At 63.2% G+C, this 17,144-nt stretch carries 15 protein-coding genes; all 15 read right to left on the bottom strand.

Annotated features, from left to right (window positions below; genetic code table 11):
• Positions 1–104: 104 nt before the first annotated feature.
• A complete protein-coding gene (locus WKV53_RS01995; RefSeq protein WP_341402668.1) occupies positions 105–902 on the bottom strand; it encodes an SIMPL domain-containing protein in 798 nt (265 codons plus the stop codon).
• A gap of 75 nt (positions 903–977) precedes the next feature.
• Positions 978–1,319: a hypothetical protein gene (locus WKV53_RS01990; RefSeq protein WP_341402667.1), complete on the bottom strand. Its 342-nt coding sequence runs from the start codon at positions 1,317–1,319 to the stop codon at positions 978–980.
• Positions 1,320–1,413: 94 nt separating this feature from the next.
• Positions 1,414–2,841 carry a two-component system sensor histidine kinase CreC gene (creC, locus tag WKV53_RS01985; protein WP_341402666.1) on the bottom strand — a complete coding sequence of 476 codons (1,428 nt, stop codon included), beginning with the start codon at positions 2,839–2,841 and terminating at the stop codon, positions 1,414–1,416.
• Positions 2,842–2,887: 46 nt separating this feature from the next.
• Entirely contained in the window at positions 2,888–3,307 is a 420-nt protein-coding gene (locus WKV53_RS01980) for a hypothetical protein (protein ID WP_341402665.1), read from the bottom strand.
• Between the two features lie 50 nt (positions 3,308–3,357).
• Positions 3,358–4,050: a two-component system response regulator CreB gene (creB, locus tag WKV53_RS01975; RefSeq protein ID WP_341402664.1), complete on the bottom strand. Its 693-nt coding sequence runs from the start codon at positions 4,048–4,050 to the stop codon at positions 3,358–3,360.
• 106 nt (positions 4,051–4,156) lie between these two features.
• Entirely contained in the window at positions 4,157–5,611 is a 1,455-nt protein-coding gene (locus tag WKV53_RS01970) for an SGNH/GDSL hydrolase family protein (protein WP_341402663.1), read from the bottom strand.
• A 54-nt stretch (positions 5,612–5,665) separates the two neighbouring features.
• Complete coding sequence (locus WKV53_RS01965; RefSeq protein ID WP_341402662.1) at positions 5,666–6,805, bottom strand: tetratricopeptide repeat protein; 1,140 nt, start codon at positions 6,803–6,805, stop codon at positions 5,666–5,668.
• Between the two features lie 149 nt (positions 6,806–6,954).
• Positions 6,955–8,961, bottom strand: coding sequence for a phosphatidylinositol-specific phospholipase C domain-containing protein (locus tag WKV53_RS01960; RefSeq protein WP_341402661.1), 2,007 nt, complete (start codon positions 8,959–8,961; stop codon positions 6,955–6,957).
• Positions 8,962–9,037: 76 nt separating this feature from the next.
• Complete coding sequence (gene priA, locus WKV53_RS01955; protein WP_341402660.1) at positions 9,038–11,272, bottom strand: replication restart helicase PriA; 2,235 nt, start codon at positions 11,270–11,272, stop codon at positions 9,038–9,040.
• A gap of 70 nt (positions 11,273–11,342) precedes the next feature.
• Positions 11,343–11,579 (bottom strand): hypothetical protein, encoded by a 237-nt coding sequence (locus WKV53_RS01950; RefSeq protein ID WP_341402659.1) that lies wholly within the window; start codon positions 11,577–11,579, stop codon positions 11,343–11,345.
• Positions 11,580–11,590: 11 nt separating this feature from the next.
• Positions 11,591–12,844 carry a YwqG family protein gene (locus WKV53_RS01945; protein ID WP_341402658.1) on the bottom strand — a complete coding sequence of 418 codons (1,254 nt, stop codon included), beginning with the start codon at positions 12,842–12,844 and terminating at the stop codon, positions 11,591–11,593.
• 9 nt (positions 12,845–12,853) lie between these two features.
• A complete protein-coding gene (locus tag WKV53_RS01940; RefSeq protein ID WP_341402657.1) occupies positions 12,854–13,090 on the bottom strand; it encodes a DUF3634 family protein in 237 nt (78 codons plus the stop codon).
• Between the two features lies 1 nt (position 13,091).
• On the bottom strand, positions 13,092–14,984 hold the full coding sequence (gene dxs / locus WKV53_RS01935) for a 1-deoxy-D-xylulose-5-phosphate synthase (protein WP_341402656.1): 1,893 nt from the start codon (positions 14,982–14,984) through the stop codon (positions 13,092–13,094).
• Positions 14,962–15,282: an exodeoxyribonuclease VII small subunit gene (gene xseB / locus WKV53_RS01930; protein ID WP_341402655.1), complete on the bottom strand. Its 321-nt coding sequence runs from the start codon at positions 15,280–15,282 to the stop codon at positions 14,962–14,964. The genes dxs and xseB overlap by 23 nt, the downstream gene beginning before the upstream one ends.
• Before the next feature lie 4 nt (positions 15,283–15,286).
• Positions 15,287–17,128 carry an ArnT family glycosyltransferase gene (locus WKV53_RS01925; RefSeq protein WP_341402654.1) on the bottom strand — a complete coding sequence of 614 codons (1,842 nt, stop codon included), beginning with the start codon at positions 17,126–17,128 and terminating at the stop codon, positions 15,287–15,289.
• Positions 17,129–17,144 lie beyond the last annotated feature (16 nt).

Here is a 17,144-nt window from a genome sequence, read left to right as displayed (position 1 = left end):
GAAGGGACCGCTCGAGTCCGCCTGAAGGCGGGACTACGTACATCTGGAGCGCGCTCTTTTGGTCGGGAGGTCGAACGGAAGGTGCCGCTGCTCTCCGTCACGGCTTATTCGACTTCGTATTCCGCGTGGACGATGGTGATGATGTCCTTGTCGCGGGAGGTGGTGTCGTTGTTGCCTTCGTTCGAGGTTTCGGTGGAGTTGGCGGCGTTGATGTTGATGATGCCCATGTCGGCGTAGACGAGCTTGCCCACGTGAGAGTTGCCGGCCGAGTTGAGGATGTTCTCGGCACGCGAACGGGCGTCCTTGCCGGCTTCCGCGAGCATCTCGAGCTTCAGTTCGCCGAGGCGGGTGTAGTAGTAGTTCGGTGCCTGCGAGGCGACGTCCACTCCCTGTTCCAGTAGCGTAGTGATTTCCCGAGAGACCTTTTCGATCTGCGGGACGTTCGTCGAATTGACGGAAACCACCTGCTTGGCCTTGAAGCCTTTCGACTCCCTTCGTTCCGAGCGCAGCGGAACGTTGGTGTTTGGCAGGACCTTGTCCTCCTTGATGATTTCGAATTCCTCGATAATCGCGGCGGATTCGGTCTGGATCTCGACTTCCTTCACGCCTTGCGCCCTGAGGAAACCGACGACCTTCTCGGTCCCGCCTTTGAGGGCGACGTAGGCGGCGGTGCGGTCTGCTCCTCTTGCTTCGACCGCGGCGGACCACTGGATGAGATCGGAAGTGATGCGTTTCCGGGCGGAGCCGGTGATGCGGATGTTGTTTTTCTCCGGCTTCTTCCGGACGTCTTTCCAAGTCGTGGCGGCGATGAAGACGGACCCGGCAAGGCCGAGTGCGACCGCGACCGCGCTGAAGAAGGGGAGTGCGACCTTGCGGGAGACGGGGGTGGGGGGAGTGCTCATGAAAAAGTGAGTTAGAGAGCTGGCTTCACGAGAGATACGAAAATGCTCCAAGTTATCTTTCCTGATCGAGTCGGCTTAAAGCGACATTTTCCAATCCAAGTTGAAGACAATCACGACCAGCATGAAGGCCGAGCCAAGCAGGGCCAAGGCCGTGATGCCGACGAGGCTTATGCGGAACCATTTGGCCGGTAATTCGATCGGCTTCCAGCCCGACAGCAAGGCAAGGGCGGCTGAGAGGACGGCATAGGCTACCGAGAGAGCCAAGAGGTCGGTGCGAGACTTTGGAGTCGCCATAAGTTCGCGCCAGAGGTGGTTCGATTTCACGGTGTGGTGCAGCACGATGAAGATTGCTGCGTAGGCTGCCGCGCATCCGAAAGAGGTGGAGAGAAGACGATGCTGACGGAGGGAGAGGGGCATGCGGTGGAAATGTCCGGTCGAGCGATGTTTTCAGATGGAGTATGGGGAACTTGGGCATTCTTCCCACTCCGTGTCGACGGAACGTCGACACTCCTTATGCGACTACCGGTAGTACCAGCTTTGCGATGGTGCCGCCGCCTTCGCGGTCGTCGAGGGAGACGGTGCCGCCGTGGAGTTCGGCGGCTTCCTTGACGAGGGTGAGGCCGAGGCCGGTGCCTTTGCGGCCGAAGGAGTGGTGCTTGAGCGAGTAGAAGCGCTCGAAGATCTTTTCACGCGCGTAGTCGGGGACGCCCGGGCCGCGATCGGAGATGGTGATGCTGCCGTCCGGCTGAAGTACGATGTCCACCGTGGCTCCGGCGGGGGAGAAATCGATGGCGTTCTCCAACAGGTTGGTCACCGCGGAGCGGAGGATGAAGGCGTCACCACGGACATTGACGGGTGTCTCCGGGAGCGAGATGTCCAGAGAGACCCGCCCGAGATTGGCCGGTGGCTTCGCTTGGTCGATGGCGCGGGTGACGATGGGGACGAGGTCGATGATCCCGCTTTCTTCCAAGCTGCTGCGGCCTTCGAGGGCGGAGAGTTCCAAGAGCCGATTGAGCAGGCGCTCGGCGCGGCCGGATTCGGCGCGGATGTTTTCGAGGAAGCGGCGGCGGTCGGCTTCCGGCATGTCTTCATCAAGCAACTCGGCAGCGCCGCGGATGGCGGCGAGCGGGCTCTTCATTTCGTGGGTCAGGGTCTGGACGTAGCGCTCGGCGTAGCGGCGTCCTTCCAGCGCCTCACGCATCGACTCCAGTGCGCGGGCGAGGGTGTTGACTTCCTTGCCGGCGCCGAGCTTGGGCAGGGGCGGGCGCTTGCCCGACTCGATCTCGCGGGCGTACTCGGTGAGCAGGCCGACCGGCCGGTATTGCCAAATGAAGACGGCGGTGACGAGAAAGAGAATGCCGGCGCCGATGAGTCCGGTGCCCCAGTAAATGCCGCGACGTCGGGCATCGACGATCGGCAGGACATCGGACTGGGGCTTGTAAACCGTGAGCACGCCGAAGGGATTTTCACGAGGGCCAATCAAGGCGCCGACGTGGAGCACGGAGGAGAAGGGATTGGCTTCGTCCGTCCGGCTACTACGAGCGCCGTACTCGCCGCGCAGGGTGAGGGCGACATCGCGTGAGGCATGGAGATCGGTGCCTTCCAGCTTGCCGGCTGAATCAAACAGGCACTTGCCGTTGGCATCGGTCACGTAGGCGCCGAGGCCCATGTGGTCCTTGAGGTGACCATGAATGAGGGCCTTGAACTGGCGGCGCGAGGCACCGTGAAAGGCATCTTCAAAGCGCTCCTTATTGAAGCCGCCGGCTTTCAGGTCGGCATCGACAAAGGAGGAGAGGAGCTGCGCGGCATCGACCATCGACTCCTCGGTGGCCTGATAGGTCTGCGGCTCCACGACGGACAGCTGCTGGCGCATCAGCAGGTAGAGACCCGTGCCGATGATCAGGGCGATGAAGAACAGCGTGACGCGGGTGAGGCGCATGGGAGAGACTCAAGGGAGCAAGCCCGGGAACACAAGGCCGGAGCGTTCACTCGTAGGAGGTGTAGATCGTCACGATCCGGTCATCGGGTGTAAAGACGACGTCGAGGGGAGCGCCGAGCAATGAGTATCGGGTCATCCGTTCGCCCGGCTCGAGCTTGTGATTGTGTCCCCATTCGGATTGCGCGGGCGGGATGTCCCGGGTGCTGTATCCCGACAGCTTGGCCTCGAGGTCCGATTTGGTTTGAGGGTTGGCCGGACGCCACTTCGATTCGAGGTGGAGAGCCCAGACGTAGGGACCCATGCCGAAAAGGTAAAAGGCGGCTGCCATGAGCGAGGCTGATCCCGCCAATCCGGTGAGGATCTTTGCCCAGTATTTCTTCAACCGACGTGCCGTGAGCAGGAGGGCGATGCCAATCACCAAAGGAGCAAGAACCACGGCGAGGAACAGGAGGATGCCGGCGTTCATGGGAGGGATGGGTTGTTAGGTTTTTTGAATCCAGCGGGGTGTTCGAGGCCTTATGGCACGAACAGGTAGCCGAGACCGCGGCGGGTCTGGATCAGGTCTTCCGCGCCGGCCTTTGCGGTGCGGAGCTTGGCGCGGATCGACTTGATGTGGGCGTCGATGGTGCGGTCGGTGACGGCGCCGGGGTCGGCCCAGGCGTGGTCGAGGAGTTGGTCCCGGCTGAGGACGCGGCGGGGGTTTTTCATGAATACCAGCAGGAGCTTGTATTCGTGGGCGGTGAGATCGAGCTGGCTGCCGTGGCAGTGGATGCGCATGGCGGCGGGGTCGTGATGGAGGACTCCCGGCGGCGGCTCCGGAGGCTTGTTCGGGGCAGGGGTTTGGCCGCCATTCTGCGAACGGCGGAGGATGGCGCGGATGCGGGCGACGATTTCGCGCGGGCTGAAGGGCTTGGTGACGTAGTCGTCGCCGCCGAGCTCAAGGCCGAGGATGCGGTCCACCTCGCCATCGCGGGCGGTGAGGAAGAGGACGGGAACGGTCGAGTTTTCGCGGAGCTTCTTGCAGACGTCGAGGCCGGTCATGTCCGGGAGGCCGATGTCGAGGATGGCGAAGTCGAAGGACGTGGAGGCAAAGGCATCGAGGGCCTCCTGGCCGGTGAGGGCGTGATGGACGCCGAAGCACTCGGTCTCGAGCGCGTAGACCAAGGTATCGGCGATGGCGGGTTCGTCTTCGACGAGCAGGACGTTCATGGGTGAAGGAGACGCGCCGGATTCGCCCGGAGCGTGGCCCGACTGTGAAGAAGAGGTGAAATCGTGGCCAGCCGGGAAATCTAACCGCCAACGGGCCCTGGATCGCTCAGGGAAGCGTGCAATTCAGCCGGAGGAAGGCGCGGGAGCCGGTGGCGGAAACCCGCGCACGGGCAAGGCCATCGGTGCCGGGGGCGGGTGCCGTGGCGAAGGGGACGAACGTTCCCGGCAGACCGGTGGAGGAAGCGGGGCGCAAGGTGAAGCGGGTGGAGCTGGTGAGGCGAAGCGGGTAGGAGAGCTCGAGTTCCTTGCCGCCTGCTCCATTGACGATGCGGCTGGAGACCTTCCACGAGTCGCGGAGGGAAGGATTGAGGCCGAGGGCGAATTCCAGGCCGGCGGGGATCCCGTCGCCATCCGAGTCGTCGTTCTCGGAAGCGTTGGGATAGCCGAAATTGGAGATCCAAGTGGCGTAGGTCATGTTGATGGCAGTCGCGGACTTGCCGAGCAGGCCGCCGAGGATCTCGGTGGCGGTGAGGGGGGCGATGCCGGTGGCGTAGCGGCGATTGAAGGCATCGATGATGGTATTCGCGATGACGGCCTGGGCGTTGGTGTTCGGATGGAAGTTCGCGCTGACCGGGCCATTCAGCCACACGTAGTTCAGGTCGCCGGTGGTGGATCCGCTGTTCTGAAACTGGATGCCCTGGATGCACATTGGTGCCGGATTCAGCAGCGACAGCGTGGTGGTGTAGATGTCGGCGTAGGCGAGTCCGCGTGCTGTTGCGAGGTTTGCCAATCGTGAGTTGAGATCATTCAGCACCGCGGTGACGCGGGCGGTCTTGACCGGGTCGGTGGGATAGCTCGACTGCACGTCCGGCGTGATGCCGACGTGCGGAACATTCACCACCACGATCTGGAGGGATGGCTTTAGCGCGAGGACGCGGTCGAGGATGGACGCGGAGTCCGCGATGAAGTCATCGACGAAGGTGCCGGGTGAGCCGCCATTGTAGATGGTGCCGTAGATGGCATTGATGTCATTGCCGCCAATGAAGAAGGTGAGGCGCTCGGCGATCGTCGAGATCTGGGTTTCGAGATCGGTGACATTGAAGTCGGTGCTCTCTTTGAAGTCGGAGAAGTTCAGCGCGGTGAGCAGGCTCGAGTAGTCGGGGTCCTCGGCGAGAAGCTGTGTCATGGTGGCCTCGTGGCTCACGAAGCGGCGGAGCTGATCCACCTTCAGGCCGGGAACCGCCCAGTTGTTCTTCTGGCGGAAGTAGAGTTGGACGTTGCCGGTGGGATTGAAGAGGCTGAAGATTGAAATGGTATCGCGGGCTCCGAGGTCGAAGAACGCCTGGCGATAGGTGCTGGAGCTGAGGATCTCTGCCCAATTGCGGACGCCGCTGCCGAAGCCGTCGCCGTAGGTGGTGCCGTTGATCTTCTTGGTGAAGGCGAACGAGGCCTCGTAGGCGAAGGTCAGCGAGTCACCGAGCGTGACGATCTGCTCGGCAGCGGGCAATGATGCCGTGCCGAGCAGGAATGCGGCGGCGAGGGACGCGGGGGACACCTTCATGGGCCGAGCGATAGCGGCCCGATGAAGGCTAGTCGATCCGGGAGATTGCCGGGGTCAGCTTTCTTCGCCGCTCTTCACCGAGGGTGGCATTTTCAGCTTCGACGGATGTGAGGGCGTGAGCTTGAGCTTCGTGAGGCCTGGAAGGTCGGGTGAAGCGGGCCGTGGCGGGGCCTTCGCGCCGCCGGGCAGGCTGGGTGGCGGGACGGGCATCTTTGCGGCCACCGATTGTTCGCCCAATTGTGGCAAATCGAGTTTCCGGGGCGCAGCTGCGGGAGGTGCTCCTGATCCCGGGGGCAGGTCGGGTTGGCGTGGGCTTCCGGCAGGTGGCGCTGCGAAGTCGGGCGGGCGCAGAGCCGGAGCGGGTGTGGATGGCAGGTCCGGCGCGGGTGTTGAAGCAGAGAGATCCGGCTGAGGGACTGCGGCTGCTTTGGTCGCGGTTTTGGTGGCGGCCTTCTTGGCGGCTGGACGTGCAGCCCTCTTTTTCGCCGGCTCTGCAGCGGGTGCGCCGAGATCGGGATCGAAGAGGCGATCCTTTGGCGCGACGCGATCCATCGGAATGGTCACTGCGGGCGGCGGACTTGGCTGTGCGCTCTTCGCGGCCGTTTGTTCGTAGAGTTCGTTCGAGAGGTCTTCGCCCAATGCCGGTGCGAGGCTGGCCACTTTGATCGGCGTGGTGTGGCGGCTGACGGAAGCGGTGAGGCGCATGGACTCTTCCATGCTGCGCTTCATCCATGGCAGCTCGCCGAGGGTGGGACGGCGGTTTTTGAAATTGCCCCAGAGTGATTCCTCGTCATCGGTCCAGAGAATGAAGTGCTCGAGGTCCGGATTGCCGAGTTCGGGGTCGGCTTCCATGGCGGCGCCGTAGAAGCGCGCGGCCTGGAGGACCATGCCGTGATGAAGCAGGGCATTGGCGAGGCCGAGGTTTTGGACGGCTTTGCCTTGGTTGAGTTCTAACAATGCGGTGAGCAGGCGGATGGCTTTCCGCGGCGCGGCCTTGGCGAGCACACGGGCGGCGAAGGCCAGCTCGAGGTCGATGTTCGGGATCTCTTCAGCCCCCCACACGAGGTTGGCGGCATCGGTGAAGCGTTCCTGATCATAGAGGAGATGGGCGAGTCGCTTGCGCGTTTCCCAGTCGGCAGGATTCTCTTTCAGATCCTCCTTCAGCTTCTTCTCGTCGGCGAATGTGGGTTTCATGCTCACTGCGGTTTTTTTGGAATAGCAGTCACCCATCGACCGGGTCCGCGGCTCCGGCAAGTTGGAATGTGTCATCGCGGAGCGTCCCGAAACGCTTCGTACACGGCTTTTCTACGTGAAAACCGGCGTTTCGAGGCAGGCCGGGACGGTCAGGAGGCCGGAGAAATGACGATCCGGTAGAAGCGTCTGGTGGCGATTCCGGTGTGCGTGGCGGTGAGGGTCGAGCCGGTTCCGGTGAGTGCGGAGGGGACGACTTTTTGCCAAGAGACGAGGTTATCGGACCACTCCGGTTGGTAGAGATAGCCGACTTGGGAAGGCCACGTGAGGACGGCGGAGCTGATGCCGCGATTCATCGAGACCGTGGGAATGATCAAGCCGCGCGGGTTGCCGGGGATCACCGCGCGTTCAAGCTGGAACTCCTGCCACGAGTTGGCGTTGTCAGGATACTGCTCGAGGGGCACGAGGTTGGCGGTCTGGCCGCCGGGGATGTCCCAGGCCATGCCATCGTGGACGAAGTAGAATTTGAAGAGGCCGTTGGTCTTCGGCAGGATGCGCAGCTTCTGGTCGCCGGTGTTGGCGGTGCTGTAGTCGTAGAGGTGGCAGTCGATGCCCGCGGTGATGGAGGCATTCGGGACGCAGAGGACGCGGGCGGGGGCATTGAGGCTGGAGGCCTTGAGGTGGCCATTGGTCACGCCATCGAGGCGCCACAGGAACCACAGGTTATTCTCCCATGCGTATTGGACGATGCGGTTGCCGTTCGAGTTTCCCGAGCCTTCGATGCAGATGTATTTCCCGGTGGAGGCGCGGATGAAGTAGTCGCCCCATGGTTGGAGCCGCCATTGTTGGTTGGCCGAACCGGTGTCGGTGTTTTGCTGAATGCGGTCGTTGTTGGCGGTGCCGGCGTTGGTGATTTCCAGCACGAGTCCGCTGTTCACATTGCGGAGCTTGAAGTAGCCATTGCCGGCATCGATCAGGTCGAACTGCTGGGCCGGGTTGTTGCCGGTGTAGTCCCATGCATGGACCTTGGCTCCGGTGGTGGTGGCGTCATTCTCGATGCAGGCGCACTTGCCGCTGACCCAGGAGACGATGCGGAAGTGATCGACATTCTCGGTCGGGGCGAGGGACCAGCGCTGGTTGGGGCCATTGTAGTCGTAGGTCCACTGGTTGACCTGTGCGCCATTGGCGGTGTTGCCGCTGATGAGGTCGATCGCCTTGGCGCTGTTGCGATTGACGATCATGAAGTGCGCGGGGTGTTGGACGGCGCGGCCCGTGGGGGCGTTGGTGTTATAGATCTGGCTGGCTTTCGCGGCGTCGGCGAAGTCCATCAGTATGGCTCCGAAGCGACCGCTCGGATTGGCATTGAAATAGGTGGTGAGCCGCGGGTTGATGTTGTTCGAGACGGTGGTGATGTCGGGGATGCCGAAGGTGCCGCTGCGGACGCCGCTGGAGAAGTTCACGTAAAGGGTGCCGGGGCCGCCATAGCGGGCTTCATTCAGGATCGCGAGGATCTGGTTCCACTTGGCGTTGTTGTCAGGGACATTGTAGTTGTCTTGAACGCGGAGAGTGCCGCCGGTGCTGAAAGTGGTGTTGTCCGGCCAGTTCGAGGCGTCGATGCCCTTGGGCGTGGATGAAGCGCCGAAGCGGCGGAAGAGGACGATCTTCCCGCGGGCGGCATCGAGCGTCGGGATGCTGGCGCCGAGATACCACTTGCCGGGGCTTTGTGAGGTGTAGGCGTCGAAGGTGGCTTCGAAGGAGCGGGTATTGCCGGAGGGGTCGTATTCCTCCTTCACGCTCATGATGACGGCTTCGCCGGGATTCGCGTTGAGGAAGCCGATGGTGTCATTGAGGACGTCGGCGAAATTGATGTTCTGATAGACTTGGCCGTGGTGGATGACGAAGGCGTCGTTCAGGTGACGGCAGCGGATGTCGAGGAAGCGGACGCCGGCATTGAGCTGCTCGGCGATGGTGAGGTTCTGGCATTTGGCAGTGCCGGAGAGCGGTTCGTAGCGTGCGCCAGAATCGTGGGTGCCGGGGAGGGAATACTGCGAGAGTGGCAGGGTGCCGTTGAGCAGGGTCATCCAATTGTTGCCTGCTGCCCGTGCGTTGGTCGCGAGACAGAAAAGGAGTAAAACGAGGATGCGGAGGGCTTTCGCCATGAACAGGGAGCGTGGGTTTCGGGATGGCAAGGTGTCCCATGACAAGACGCCGGTATCGGGCGCTTGGTTTATAAGATTACGTGAAACTCCACGCGTCCATGTCGAAGACGACGGTCACGTCTTCTGGCAGGGTGGTCTTTTGGAGCACCTGCTGAACGTGGCGGGTCATGGGGCGGGCCTTCGCGCTGCGCAGCATGAGCTGGAAGCGGAATTGGCCGTGGGTTTTCACCAGCGGGCTGGGCATGGGCTCGCCGATCATGAGGCCCGGAGGGGGATTCTCAGTGAGGCGGCGGTGAAGCGTTTGCAGCGTGAACTCGGCGCGGCGCTCGTGGGTGGAGCGGCTGGTGAGGACGGCGCAGTGGGCGAAGGGCGGGAAGCCGAATTGGCGGCGGAATTCCAGCTCCTGCTCGGCAAAGCCATCGAAGTCGTGATGGCGGGCGAACTGGACCGACGGGGAGTGCGGCGTGAAGGTCTGCACGATGACCTCGCCTTCGAGATCGCCGCGGCCAGCGCGGCCGGCGACCTGGGTGAGAAGCTGGAAGACGCGCTCGCCGGCACGGAAGTCGGGGACGTGGAGGCCGATATCGGCATTGAGGATGCCGACCAGCGTGACGTTCGGGAAGTGCAGGCCCTTGGCGATCATCTGGGTGCCGATGAGCACGTCGATCTTGCGGGCTTGGAAGGCATTGAGCAGGTCGCGCAGGGCGTGCTTCTTGCGCATGGCATCGGCATCGATGCGGGCGATCTTTGCTTGCGGCAGCACCTTTGCGATGACCTCTTCGACCTTCTGGGTGCCGTAACCTTGCAGGGCGATGGCGGGGTCGCGGCATTCGGGGCACTTGCGCGGGACGACGGCCTGGTGGCCGCAGATGTGGCACATCAGGCGCTCGTCCTCGCGGTGGTAGGTGAGCGGCACCGAGCAATGCGGGCACATGCAGACGTGGCCGCAGGAGGGGCATTGCAGGGAGCGGGCGAAGCCGCGGCGATTGAGGAAGAGGATGGATTGCTCGTTCTTGAGGAGGCGTTGCTCGAGCGCGTTGCGCAGGCGATCGGAGAGGATTGCCATGCCGCCTTTTTGCTTCTGCTTCTCCAGGCGCATGTCGAGCACGCGGATCAACGGCAGCGATTGGCCGTCGGCTCGCTTGGCGAGGCGGACAAGCTTGTACTTTCCTTCGAGCGTGTTTTGAAACGACTCCAGCGACGGCGTGGCGGAGCCCAGGACGATGGTGCAGTTTTCAAGTGCGGCGCGCAGCACGGCGACATCGCGGCCGTGATAGCGGGGGATCTGGTCCTGCTTGTAGGTGTTCTCGTGTTCCTCATCCACCAGGATGAGGCCGAGGTCCGGCAGCGGCGCGAAGACGGCGGAGCGTGCGCCGATGACGATGCGGGCAATGCCCTTGCGGATGCGGTGCCATTCATCGAAGCGCTCGCCTTGGGAGAGATTCGAATGCAAGACGGCGACTTGCTCCTGAATGCCGGCAAAACGGGCGCGGAAGCGGCGGACGGTCTGGGGTGTTAGGGAAATTTCCGGGACGAGGACGAGGACTGTCTTGCCGAGATCGAGCGTGGCGCGGGCGGCTTGGAGGTAGACTTCGGTCTTGCCGGAGCCGGTGACGCCGTGGAGGAGGATGGGAGATGAAGGAGTGGAAGAGGATGGGGCGTTGAGCGATTCAAGGACGACCTTGAGCGCGGCTTCTTGCTCGTCATTGAGAGGGAGAGGGGAATCGGGAAGGATTTCCTCGATGCCGTCGGCTTCTGGGTCGCGGCGGACTTCTTCTTCGATGAGGCGGACGAGCTCTTGTTTGGCGAGGGACTTCACCGACGCGGAGGCTCCGTCACCAAGGTCGGCGAGGGCGATCTTCTTGTCCGGCGCGTGGGTGAGCAGGGAAAGGATGGCAGCTTGCTTTGGAGCGCGCTTTTGGAGCTTGGCGAGGATTTCGGGCGATGGCTCGTTTTCGAGCACCACGGTCTTGCGGACCTTGGCGGAGTTGTCCTCGGTGCGGACGGCTTCCGGTAGCAGGGCGCGGATGACGCTTTCGATACTGCACCCATAGTAGCTGGCGATCCAGCGGCCGGCCTTGAGAAGATTCGGGGTGATCAGCGGCTCGGGGTCGCTGAGCGAATGGAGCGGACGCAGGGCGAAGCCGAGGTCATCCTGCTGCTCGACCAGATCGAGAACGGTGCCTTGGGAGAGCTTATTGCGCAGGGGAATGCGGACGCGGCAACCGGGCTGGACGTTGAGTCCATCGGGAATGGCGTAGTCGAAGACGAGCTCGGAAGGGCCGTCGATGAGGACGCGGGCGGCGGGCATCGGCGAGTGCGTTTTATGCCGGGCTGACGGGGATGGGAACCGCCAAGACGCCAAGAGCGCCAAGTTTAAATCAGGGATCCACGATCGCGAGCACGGCGGGCCGCAGATTGTGGGGGAAGTTCAGCTTGAAGTGGATGCAGCGGTCCTTGGTGGTCCAGAAGCTGGTGAGGGCGGGGAGCTTCTCGGTTTCGAACAGCTTCTTCAGTGCGTTCAGCTTGAGATGGGAGGGATTGCCCTTCCTGACGTGGACGCGACCGGCTTGAACCTCATACCACTCGATGGCGATGCGCTCGACGAACTGGGCCATGGCGGGAATCTTCAGCAGCACTGGAGGATCGTCCAGACCCTATTGAAACGGCCTTCCGCGAGATCCGCGGTGGGGATCCAGAAGTAGAGGAAGCCATTGTCGCCCCAGCACCAGCCGAGGTCGCGATCGGAGTCGAGCTGGAGTAGCAGGGTCCACCCGGTGTCCAGCGGCAGGCCGAGAAAACGCGCGGCTTTGGCGAGATCGTCGTCCATGTCACCTTGGACACGGGAGGGAGCACAAAGCACCCGGTTGCTTTCCGGAGGGTTCGCTTCACCCAGCGTCATCTGCATGTCCGAGGCGGTGTATGCCGTGGCCTCGTCGGTCTCTTGGATGAAGTCATCGAGGCGGTCGGTTTGATCTTCGGTCAGGCAAAACGCGGGTGTCCGGGTGAAGGCAAGCGGCTTGCGCGGCGGAGCGTGGGGTGGTGTTCCGGGCTTCAGCAGCGGATGGGCATTCGATGGGTCGGGTGTGAAGAGGACCACTGTTTTCCCGACATCATCGGCATCGTGGCCCCATGGCTGATTTGCCACGTCGCAGAAGAAGGATATCAATCCAGCTGCCGGACGGGCGTGGCCGGTATCGGGGATTTCCCCGAGATTGAGCTGGGCGAGGAATTCAAGCGGCTGCCCGTGGAGGTGCGGCCAGGCGAAGGCGGGGTCGAGCAAGGGTGCACCCGAGAGTGACGAGGCTGCGGGTGAAATGCTTTGCAAGGAGCGGAAGGGCGTGGCCAGCGTGACGGTCTGGAAGGCATTGGCGATGTCCGAGCGGAGGGGCTCGGGGAGGGCGGCGAGGAGTTTGGTACGACAGGCATCGTAGTCCGCGGCTGGTGGTGCCGGTGGCGGAGGTCCCACGCGCTTCGATGAGGCGCCCAGTTTGCTCAGCCAGCCGGCGTTTTTCTCGTTCAGCACCTTGATGGCGCGAGTGCCAGCGATGCCGAAGACGAGCATGTTCGCCGATTGGAACAGGCAGCCGAGGGCGAAGAAGCCCATGGTCGGAACCCTAGTGGCTGGATTGGATATCGTCAGCAGATAGATCAAACCCGCGAAGACCAGCAGGCCGATCCAGCCCGTGATGGACATGGCCTTGGTCTTCATTTTCGAGAGCCAGAAGGCGGACGCCCCGCCGGTGGCCGCACCGGCGACGATCGCGATGACCATCCACAGCCATGGTGGCAAATTCGCGAAGGCGATGATGACGCCGAGAGCGCCCCAAAGGGCGGCGGACTTCCACCAACCGTCGAGCCCTTCATAGTGAATCTCCGCCATGGCGGGAGCCTATAGGGAAACGAGGACGTTTCTCAACCGCTGATGCAATTCTCCCGGGATGTGGTAGGAGAAGCGGAATCGTCCGGCCCCATCGGCGTGGATGGTGCCGGAGGTCACCCCGGCGTCTGAAAGGACGTCCTGGACCTGCTGGATCGTGCCGCCGGGAAGCCGTCCTTTCGCCAGGCTGACCTTTCCCTCGCGGATCACGAGGACGAGCGGGGAGGTCAGCTTTAGCAGCCAGAGCATGTTAGAAATGCCGCATCACCTTCTCGAAGGCCGCTTCGGCCGTCAGGCCGTGCAGCTTCATGAGGATGTCCGGCTTGCCGTGCTCGACGAATTCGTCCGGCCAGCCGATGCGCTCGACCGGCGTGGTGATGCCGGCGTCGTGGAGCAGTTCGATCACGCCGCAGCCGAAGCCGTTGTGGAGGACGTGGTCCTCGAAGGTGCAGACGACCTTGCACTGGCTGGCGAAGCGTTCGAAGACGGCACCATCGAGCGGCTTGATGAAGCGCGGATTTACGAGGGCGACGGAGAGGCCCTTGGCTTCCAGCATCGCCTTGGTCTGCTTCGCCATCTCAAAGAGGGTGCCGAGGCCAATCAGGACGACGTCGGTGCCTTCGGCTTCGACGACCGCCTTGCCGAGTTCAATCGGCGGGACGGGAGCATCGAGCGGAGTGCCGTTAATGGGACCACGCGGGTAGCGGATGGCGGTGGGGCCGGCCTCGTAGTGGGCCATCCATTTCAGCATCGCGACGAACTCGGCTTCATTGGCCGGCTGCATGTGGACGATGCCGGGAACGGGGCGGAGGTAGCCGATGTCGAAGAGGCCGTGGTGGGTCGGGCCGTCGTCGCCGGAGAGGCCGCCGCGGTCCATGCACAGGCGGACGGGCAGGTGCTGGAGCGCCATGTCATGGATGATCATGTCATAGGCGCGCTGCATGAAGGTGGAGTAGATCGCGAGGAAGGGCTTGATGCCCTTGGTCGCGAGGCCGCAGGCGAAGAGCGCGGCGTGCTCTTCCGCGATGCCGACGTCGTAGTAGCGCTGGGGCAGCTCCTTCTTGAAGATCTCCAGCTTGGTGCCGCCGGGCATGGCGGCGGTGATGGCGACGACTTGTTCGTCTGCCTTGGCCAGATCGGTGACGGTGCGGCCGAAGATGTCCGAGCAGGTCGGGGTGGCGGAGACGTCAACGGAGCCGTCTTCGATCTTGTAGGCACCGAGGCCGTGGAACTTGCCGGGGTTATCGAGGGCGGGCTGATAGCCGCGGCCCTTTTCGGTGATGATGTGGAGCACCACCGGCTCATTGAGCGTCTTCAGGTGCTCGAAGGTGCGGACCAGCAGCGGCAGGTCGTGGCCATCGATGGGGCCGAAGTAGCGCAGGCCGAACTTTTCGAAGAGAACGTTCGGAAAGAGCAGGTTCTTGGCGCCTTCCTCGACCTTGTGGGCGAGCTTGCGGACGGCCTTGCCGGCGATCTTTTCCACGAAATCCGCCGCGGAGTTGCGGACGCTGGCGTAGGTCGCGTGCGTCTGCAGCGCATTGAAGTAACGGGCGATGGCACCGACGTTCTTGTCGATCGACCATTCGTTGTCGTTCAGCACGACGATGAATTTCTTGGTGGTCTCGGCGATGTTGTTCAGCGCCTCAAGGGTCGGGCCGCAGGTGAAGGCGGCATCACCGGCGACGGCGACGACGTGGCTGTCTTCCTTCGCGAGGTCGCGGGCGGCGGCCATGCCGAGGGCGGCGGAGAGGGCGGTGCCGGCGTGGCCTGCGCCGTAGGAATCGTGATCCGACTCGCTGCGCAGGAGGAAACCATTCAGGCCCTTGTAAGTGCGGATGGTGTGGATGTCCGGGGCGCGGCCGGTAAGCATCTTGTGGACGTAGCCCTGGTGGGCCACGTCGAAGACGAAGCTATCCTTCGGCGTGGAGAAGACGCGGTGGAGCGCGATGGTCAGCTCGACGACACCCAGGTTCGGCCCGAGGTGGCCACCGGTGCGGGAAAGCGAGGTGATGAGCGAGTGACGGACCTCTTCGGCAAGTTTCGTGAGATCAGCCTCCGCGATCGTCTTAACGTCTTCGGGAGTGCGGATGGCGGAGAGGAGCGGCCCGAGGGCTGGGGGCTCAGAAGAGGCGGATGTCGTCATCGTCGTCGTGTTCGGCCGGCGCGCCGGGCAATTCATCGTCTTCCGCGCCGTCGGCCTCGCCGGTGCCCGCTTCGGCGCGGGCACTGATGGTCTGGAGGCGCTTCCGCGCGGAGGCGAGGACCGTTTCGCATCGCGCCAGCAATTTCGAGCCCTTTTCGTAGCGGGAGACCAATTCTTCCAGTGGAAGCTGCTCTTCCTCCATGGCGGCGACGATTTCCTCGAGCTCCGTGAGGGCGGCTTCGAAGGTCAGGTCGGTGCCATTTTGACCCTCGTCGGCGGATTTCCTGCGGGCGGGCATCGGGCTAGGGATTGGGAGCGGTCTCGGCCCGGCGCTCGCCGTAGTAGAGGATTTCCGTTCCGGCGAGCGGCTCGGGGTACGGGTAGCGGCGGTAGATGTCGGCGAGCTTGGTGTCCGTGTTGAAGATCGGGGTGCCGACGCGGCCGGCTCCGGGAGAGGTGATGTCGAGGACCAGGCCGTTGAAAACCAAGGAGGAAAATTCGCCGTACTGGTCGCGGACGGTCGGGGCCGGGTCAAAGGCGGTCGAGCTGGGGGTGACCAGGATTCCCGCGAAGGGGGTGCCAAGGGCGGCCGCGCGCTCTTCCAACAGCTCGAAGCCGCGCTTGGTCTTCGGGAGCCAGAGGCTGATTTCATCCGCATACCAAGCCACAGCCCACGGCTGATCGGAAACCACCACGCGGGTGGTCGCTGGCTCGCCCTCGCCGGGGGCGAGCAGCTTCGGAATCTTGGAGTTGAGGACGGAGGGGAGGTAGGGTGGCCACTGCGGGTAGCCGCGGTCGCGGACGGCGAGGCCGATTTTGATCTTATCCGGAGCGGAAAGGATCATCGGGGCGGCGGAGAGGGCGGCGACGGCGAAATAGTGGGCATTCCGCAGGTAGGGCACCGAATTGATGGTCTCCAGGCGACTCCACAGGATGGAAATGAAGGCCAAGCCGTAGGCCGACATGACCGGGGCGAACAGGATATGGATCTGGTTCGGATGAAGCTGCTTTGTCCGGTCGATCCCGAAGACCGCCATGCCCAGCGCGCCGAACAGCCACATGATGGCGATGCCCCAGCGGAAATTGGCGATCGATGCGCGCTTGAAGGGGTGCAGTAGCGCCACGAAGAACAGCGGCGCGACCAGAATGCCGCCGAGGAAGGGCAGGAGCTCCGAGGTCTGGACCAGGGTGGTGCCGAGGATGCGGATCAGGATGCCGTCCAGCGAAAGCGGCGCGCTTTGCAGGTCGTGGTTCCGCATGATCGAGGACTCGGAGCCGCTTCCCAGGCCATTGTAGAGCACGTAGAAGCCGGTGCCGAAGGGTTGGCCGGAGAAGTCATTCGCCCGCATCAGGGGGAAGGCCACGGCGATCGCCAGCAGGGCGAAGGCCGACAGGGCGACCACGCCGCGAGGGCGGAAGGCGAAGGCGGCGTAAATGAGGAAGCCGAGGAAAATCCAAGCGGTGATCCAGTGGGTCAGGACCATCAGCACGAAGAAGGCGGAGGCGGCTAGCGCGGCACCGAAGGGCATCTTTCCCTCTTCGGATGCCTCGACCGCCCGGTAGGTGAAGTACAGGCCGCAGCTGAAGAGCAGCAGCAGAAGCATCTGCGGGAGGCCACTCTGGGAGAACTTCCACATCAGGTCACACAGCAGCATCAGCACTGCGGTGACCCCGGCGATTTTCGCGTCGAATATTCGCCCGACCAAGAGGTAGGTGACCCCGATCGACATCAGGAAGAAGAGCGTGGAAACCAGCGCGATCACCCGGTCCAGCGGATAGACGAGTTCGTTCTTGCCCATCGGCCATGCGCCCTCCTTGTCGGCACCGACCAACTTGAGCACGGCGCTCATGATCAGGGGATTGAGCGGGGCGTGGTAGGTGTCCTTGAAGTCGGTGAAATTGACCGCGCCCTGGTTTGCCTTCTCGGCCTCGTAGTAGGCCAGCGGGCGGATCATCTTGGTGGTGAAACCCTGGCCGCGGGCGATCTGGCGGGCGATCTGCGCCTGCTCCATGGCCTGTGGCGAATCCAGCCCGCGGAACAGCGGAAGCAGGTGCAACAGGGTGAAGCTGACGAGCACCAGGAAGAACAAGATGCGGCGGATCATCACCGCGGTCTCGAACTGGGTAGAGGGAAGGCTGCTCATGGGGAATTCAGTCGCG

The organism is Luteolibacter sp. Y139 (assembly GCF_038066715.1).
Lineage (GTDB): Bacteria > Verrucomicrobiota > Verrucomicrobiia > Verrucomicrobiales > Akkermansiaceae > Haloferula > Haloferula soli.
The sequence above is the reverse complement of the archived record's forward strand: the minus strand, read 5'-3'. Positions and strand labels throughout refer to the sequence as shown.

Bases quoted from the DNA above. Each gene is read 5' to 3' on its own strand.
- creC (WP_341402666.1), bottom strand. From the start codon at position 2,841: ATGCGCCTCACCCGCGTCACGCTGTTCTTCATCGCCCTGATCATCGGC.
- WKV53_RS01945 (WP_341402658.1), bottom strand. From the start codon at position 12,844: ATGGCGGAGATTCACTATGAAGGGCTCGACGGTTGGTGGAAGTCCGCC.
- priA (WP_341402660.1), bottom strand. From the start codon at position 11,272: ATGCCCGCCGCCCGCGTCCTCATCGACGGCCCTTCCGAGCTCGTCTTC.
- WKV53_RS01990 (WP_341402667.1), bottom strand. From the start codon at position 1,319: ATGCCCCTCTCCCTCCGTCAGCATCGTCTTCTCTCCACCTCTTTCGGA.
- WKV53_RS01960 (WP_341402661.1), bottom strand. From the start codon at position 8,961: ATGGCGAAAGCCCTCCGCATCCTCGTTTTACTCCTTTTCTGTCTCGCG.
- WKV53_RS01950 (WP_341402659.1), bottom strand. From the start codon at position 11,579: ATGGCCCAGTTCGTCGAGCGCATCGCCATCGAGTGGTATGAGGTTCAA.
- WKV53_RS01965 (WP_341402662.1), bottom strand. From the start codon at position 6,805: ATGAAACCCACATTCGCCGACGAGAAGAAGCTGAAGGAGGATCTGAAA.
- dxs (WP_341402656.1), bottom strand. From the start codon at position 14,984: ATGACGACATCCGCCTCTTCTGAGCCCCCAGCCCTCGGGCCGCTCCTC.
- creB (WP_341402664.1), bottom strand. From the start codon at position 4,050: ATGAACGTCCTGCTCGTCGAAGACGAACCCGCCATCGCCGATACCTTG.
- WKV53_RS01995 (WP_341402668.1), bottom strand. From the start codon at position 902: ATGAGCACTCCCCCCACCCCCGTCTCCCGCAAGGTCGCACTCCCCTTC.
- WKV53_RS01925 (WP_341402654.1), bottom strand. From the start codon at position 17,128: ATGAGCAGCCTTCCCTCTACCCAGTTCGAGACCGCGGTGATGATCCGC.
- WKV53_RS01940 (WP_341402657.1), bottom strand. From the start codon at position 13,090: ATGCTCTGGCTGCTAAAGCTGACCTCCCCGCTCGTCCTCGTGATCCGC.
- WKV53_RS01970 (WP_341402663.1), bottom strand. From the start codon at position 5,611: ATGAAGGTGTCCCCCGCGTCCCTCGCCGCCGCATTCCTGCTCGGCACG.
- WKV53_RS01980 (WP_341402665.1), bottom strand. From the start codon at position 3,307: ATGAACGCCGGCATCCTCCTGTTCCTCGCCGTGGTTCTTGCTCCTTTG.
- xseB (WP_341402655.1), bottom strand. From the start codon at position 15,282: ATGCCCGCCCGCAGGAAATCCGCCGACGAGGGTCAAAATGGCACCGAC.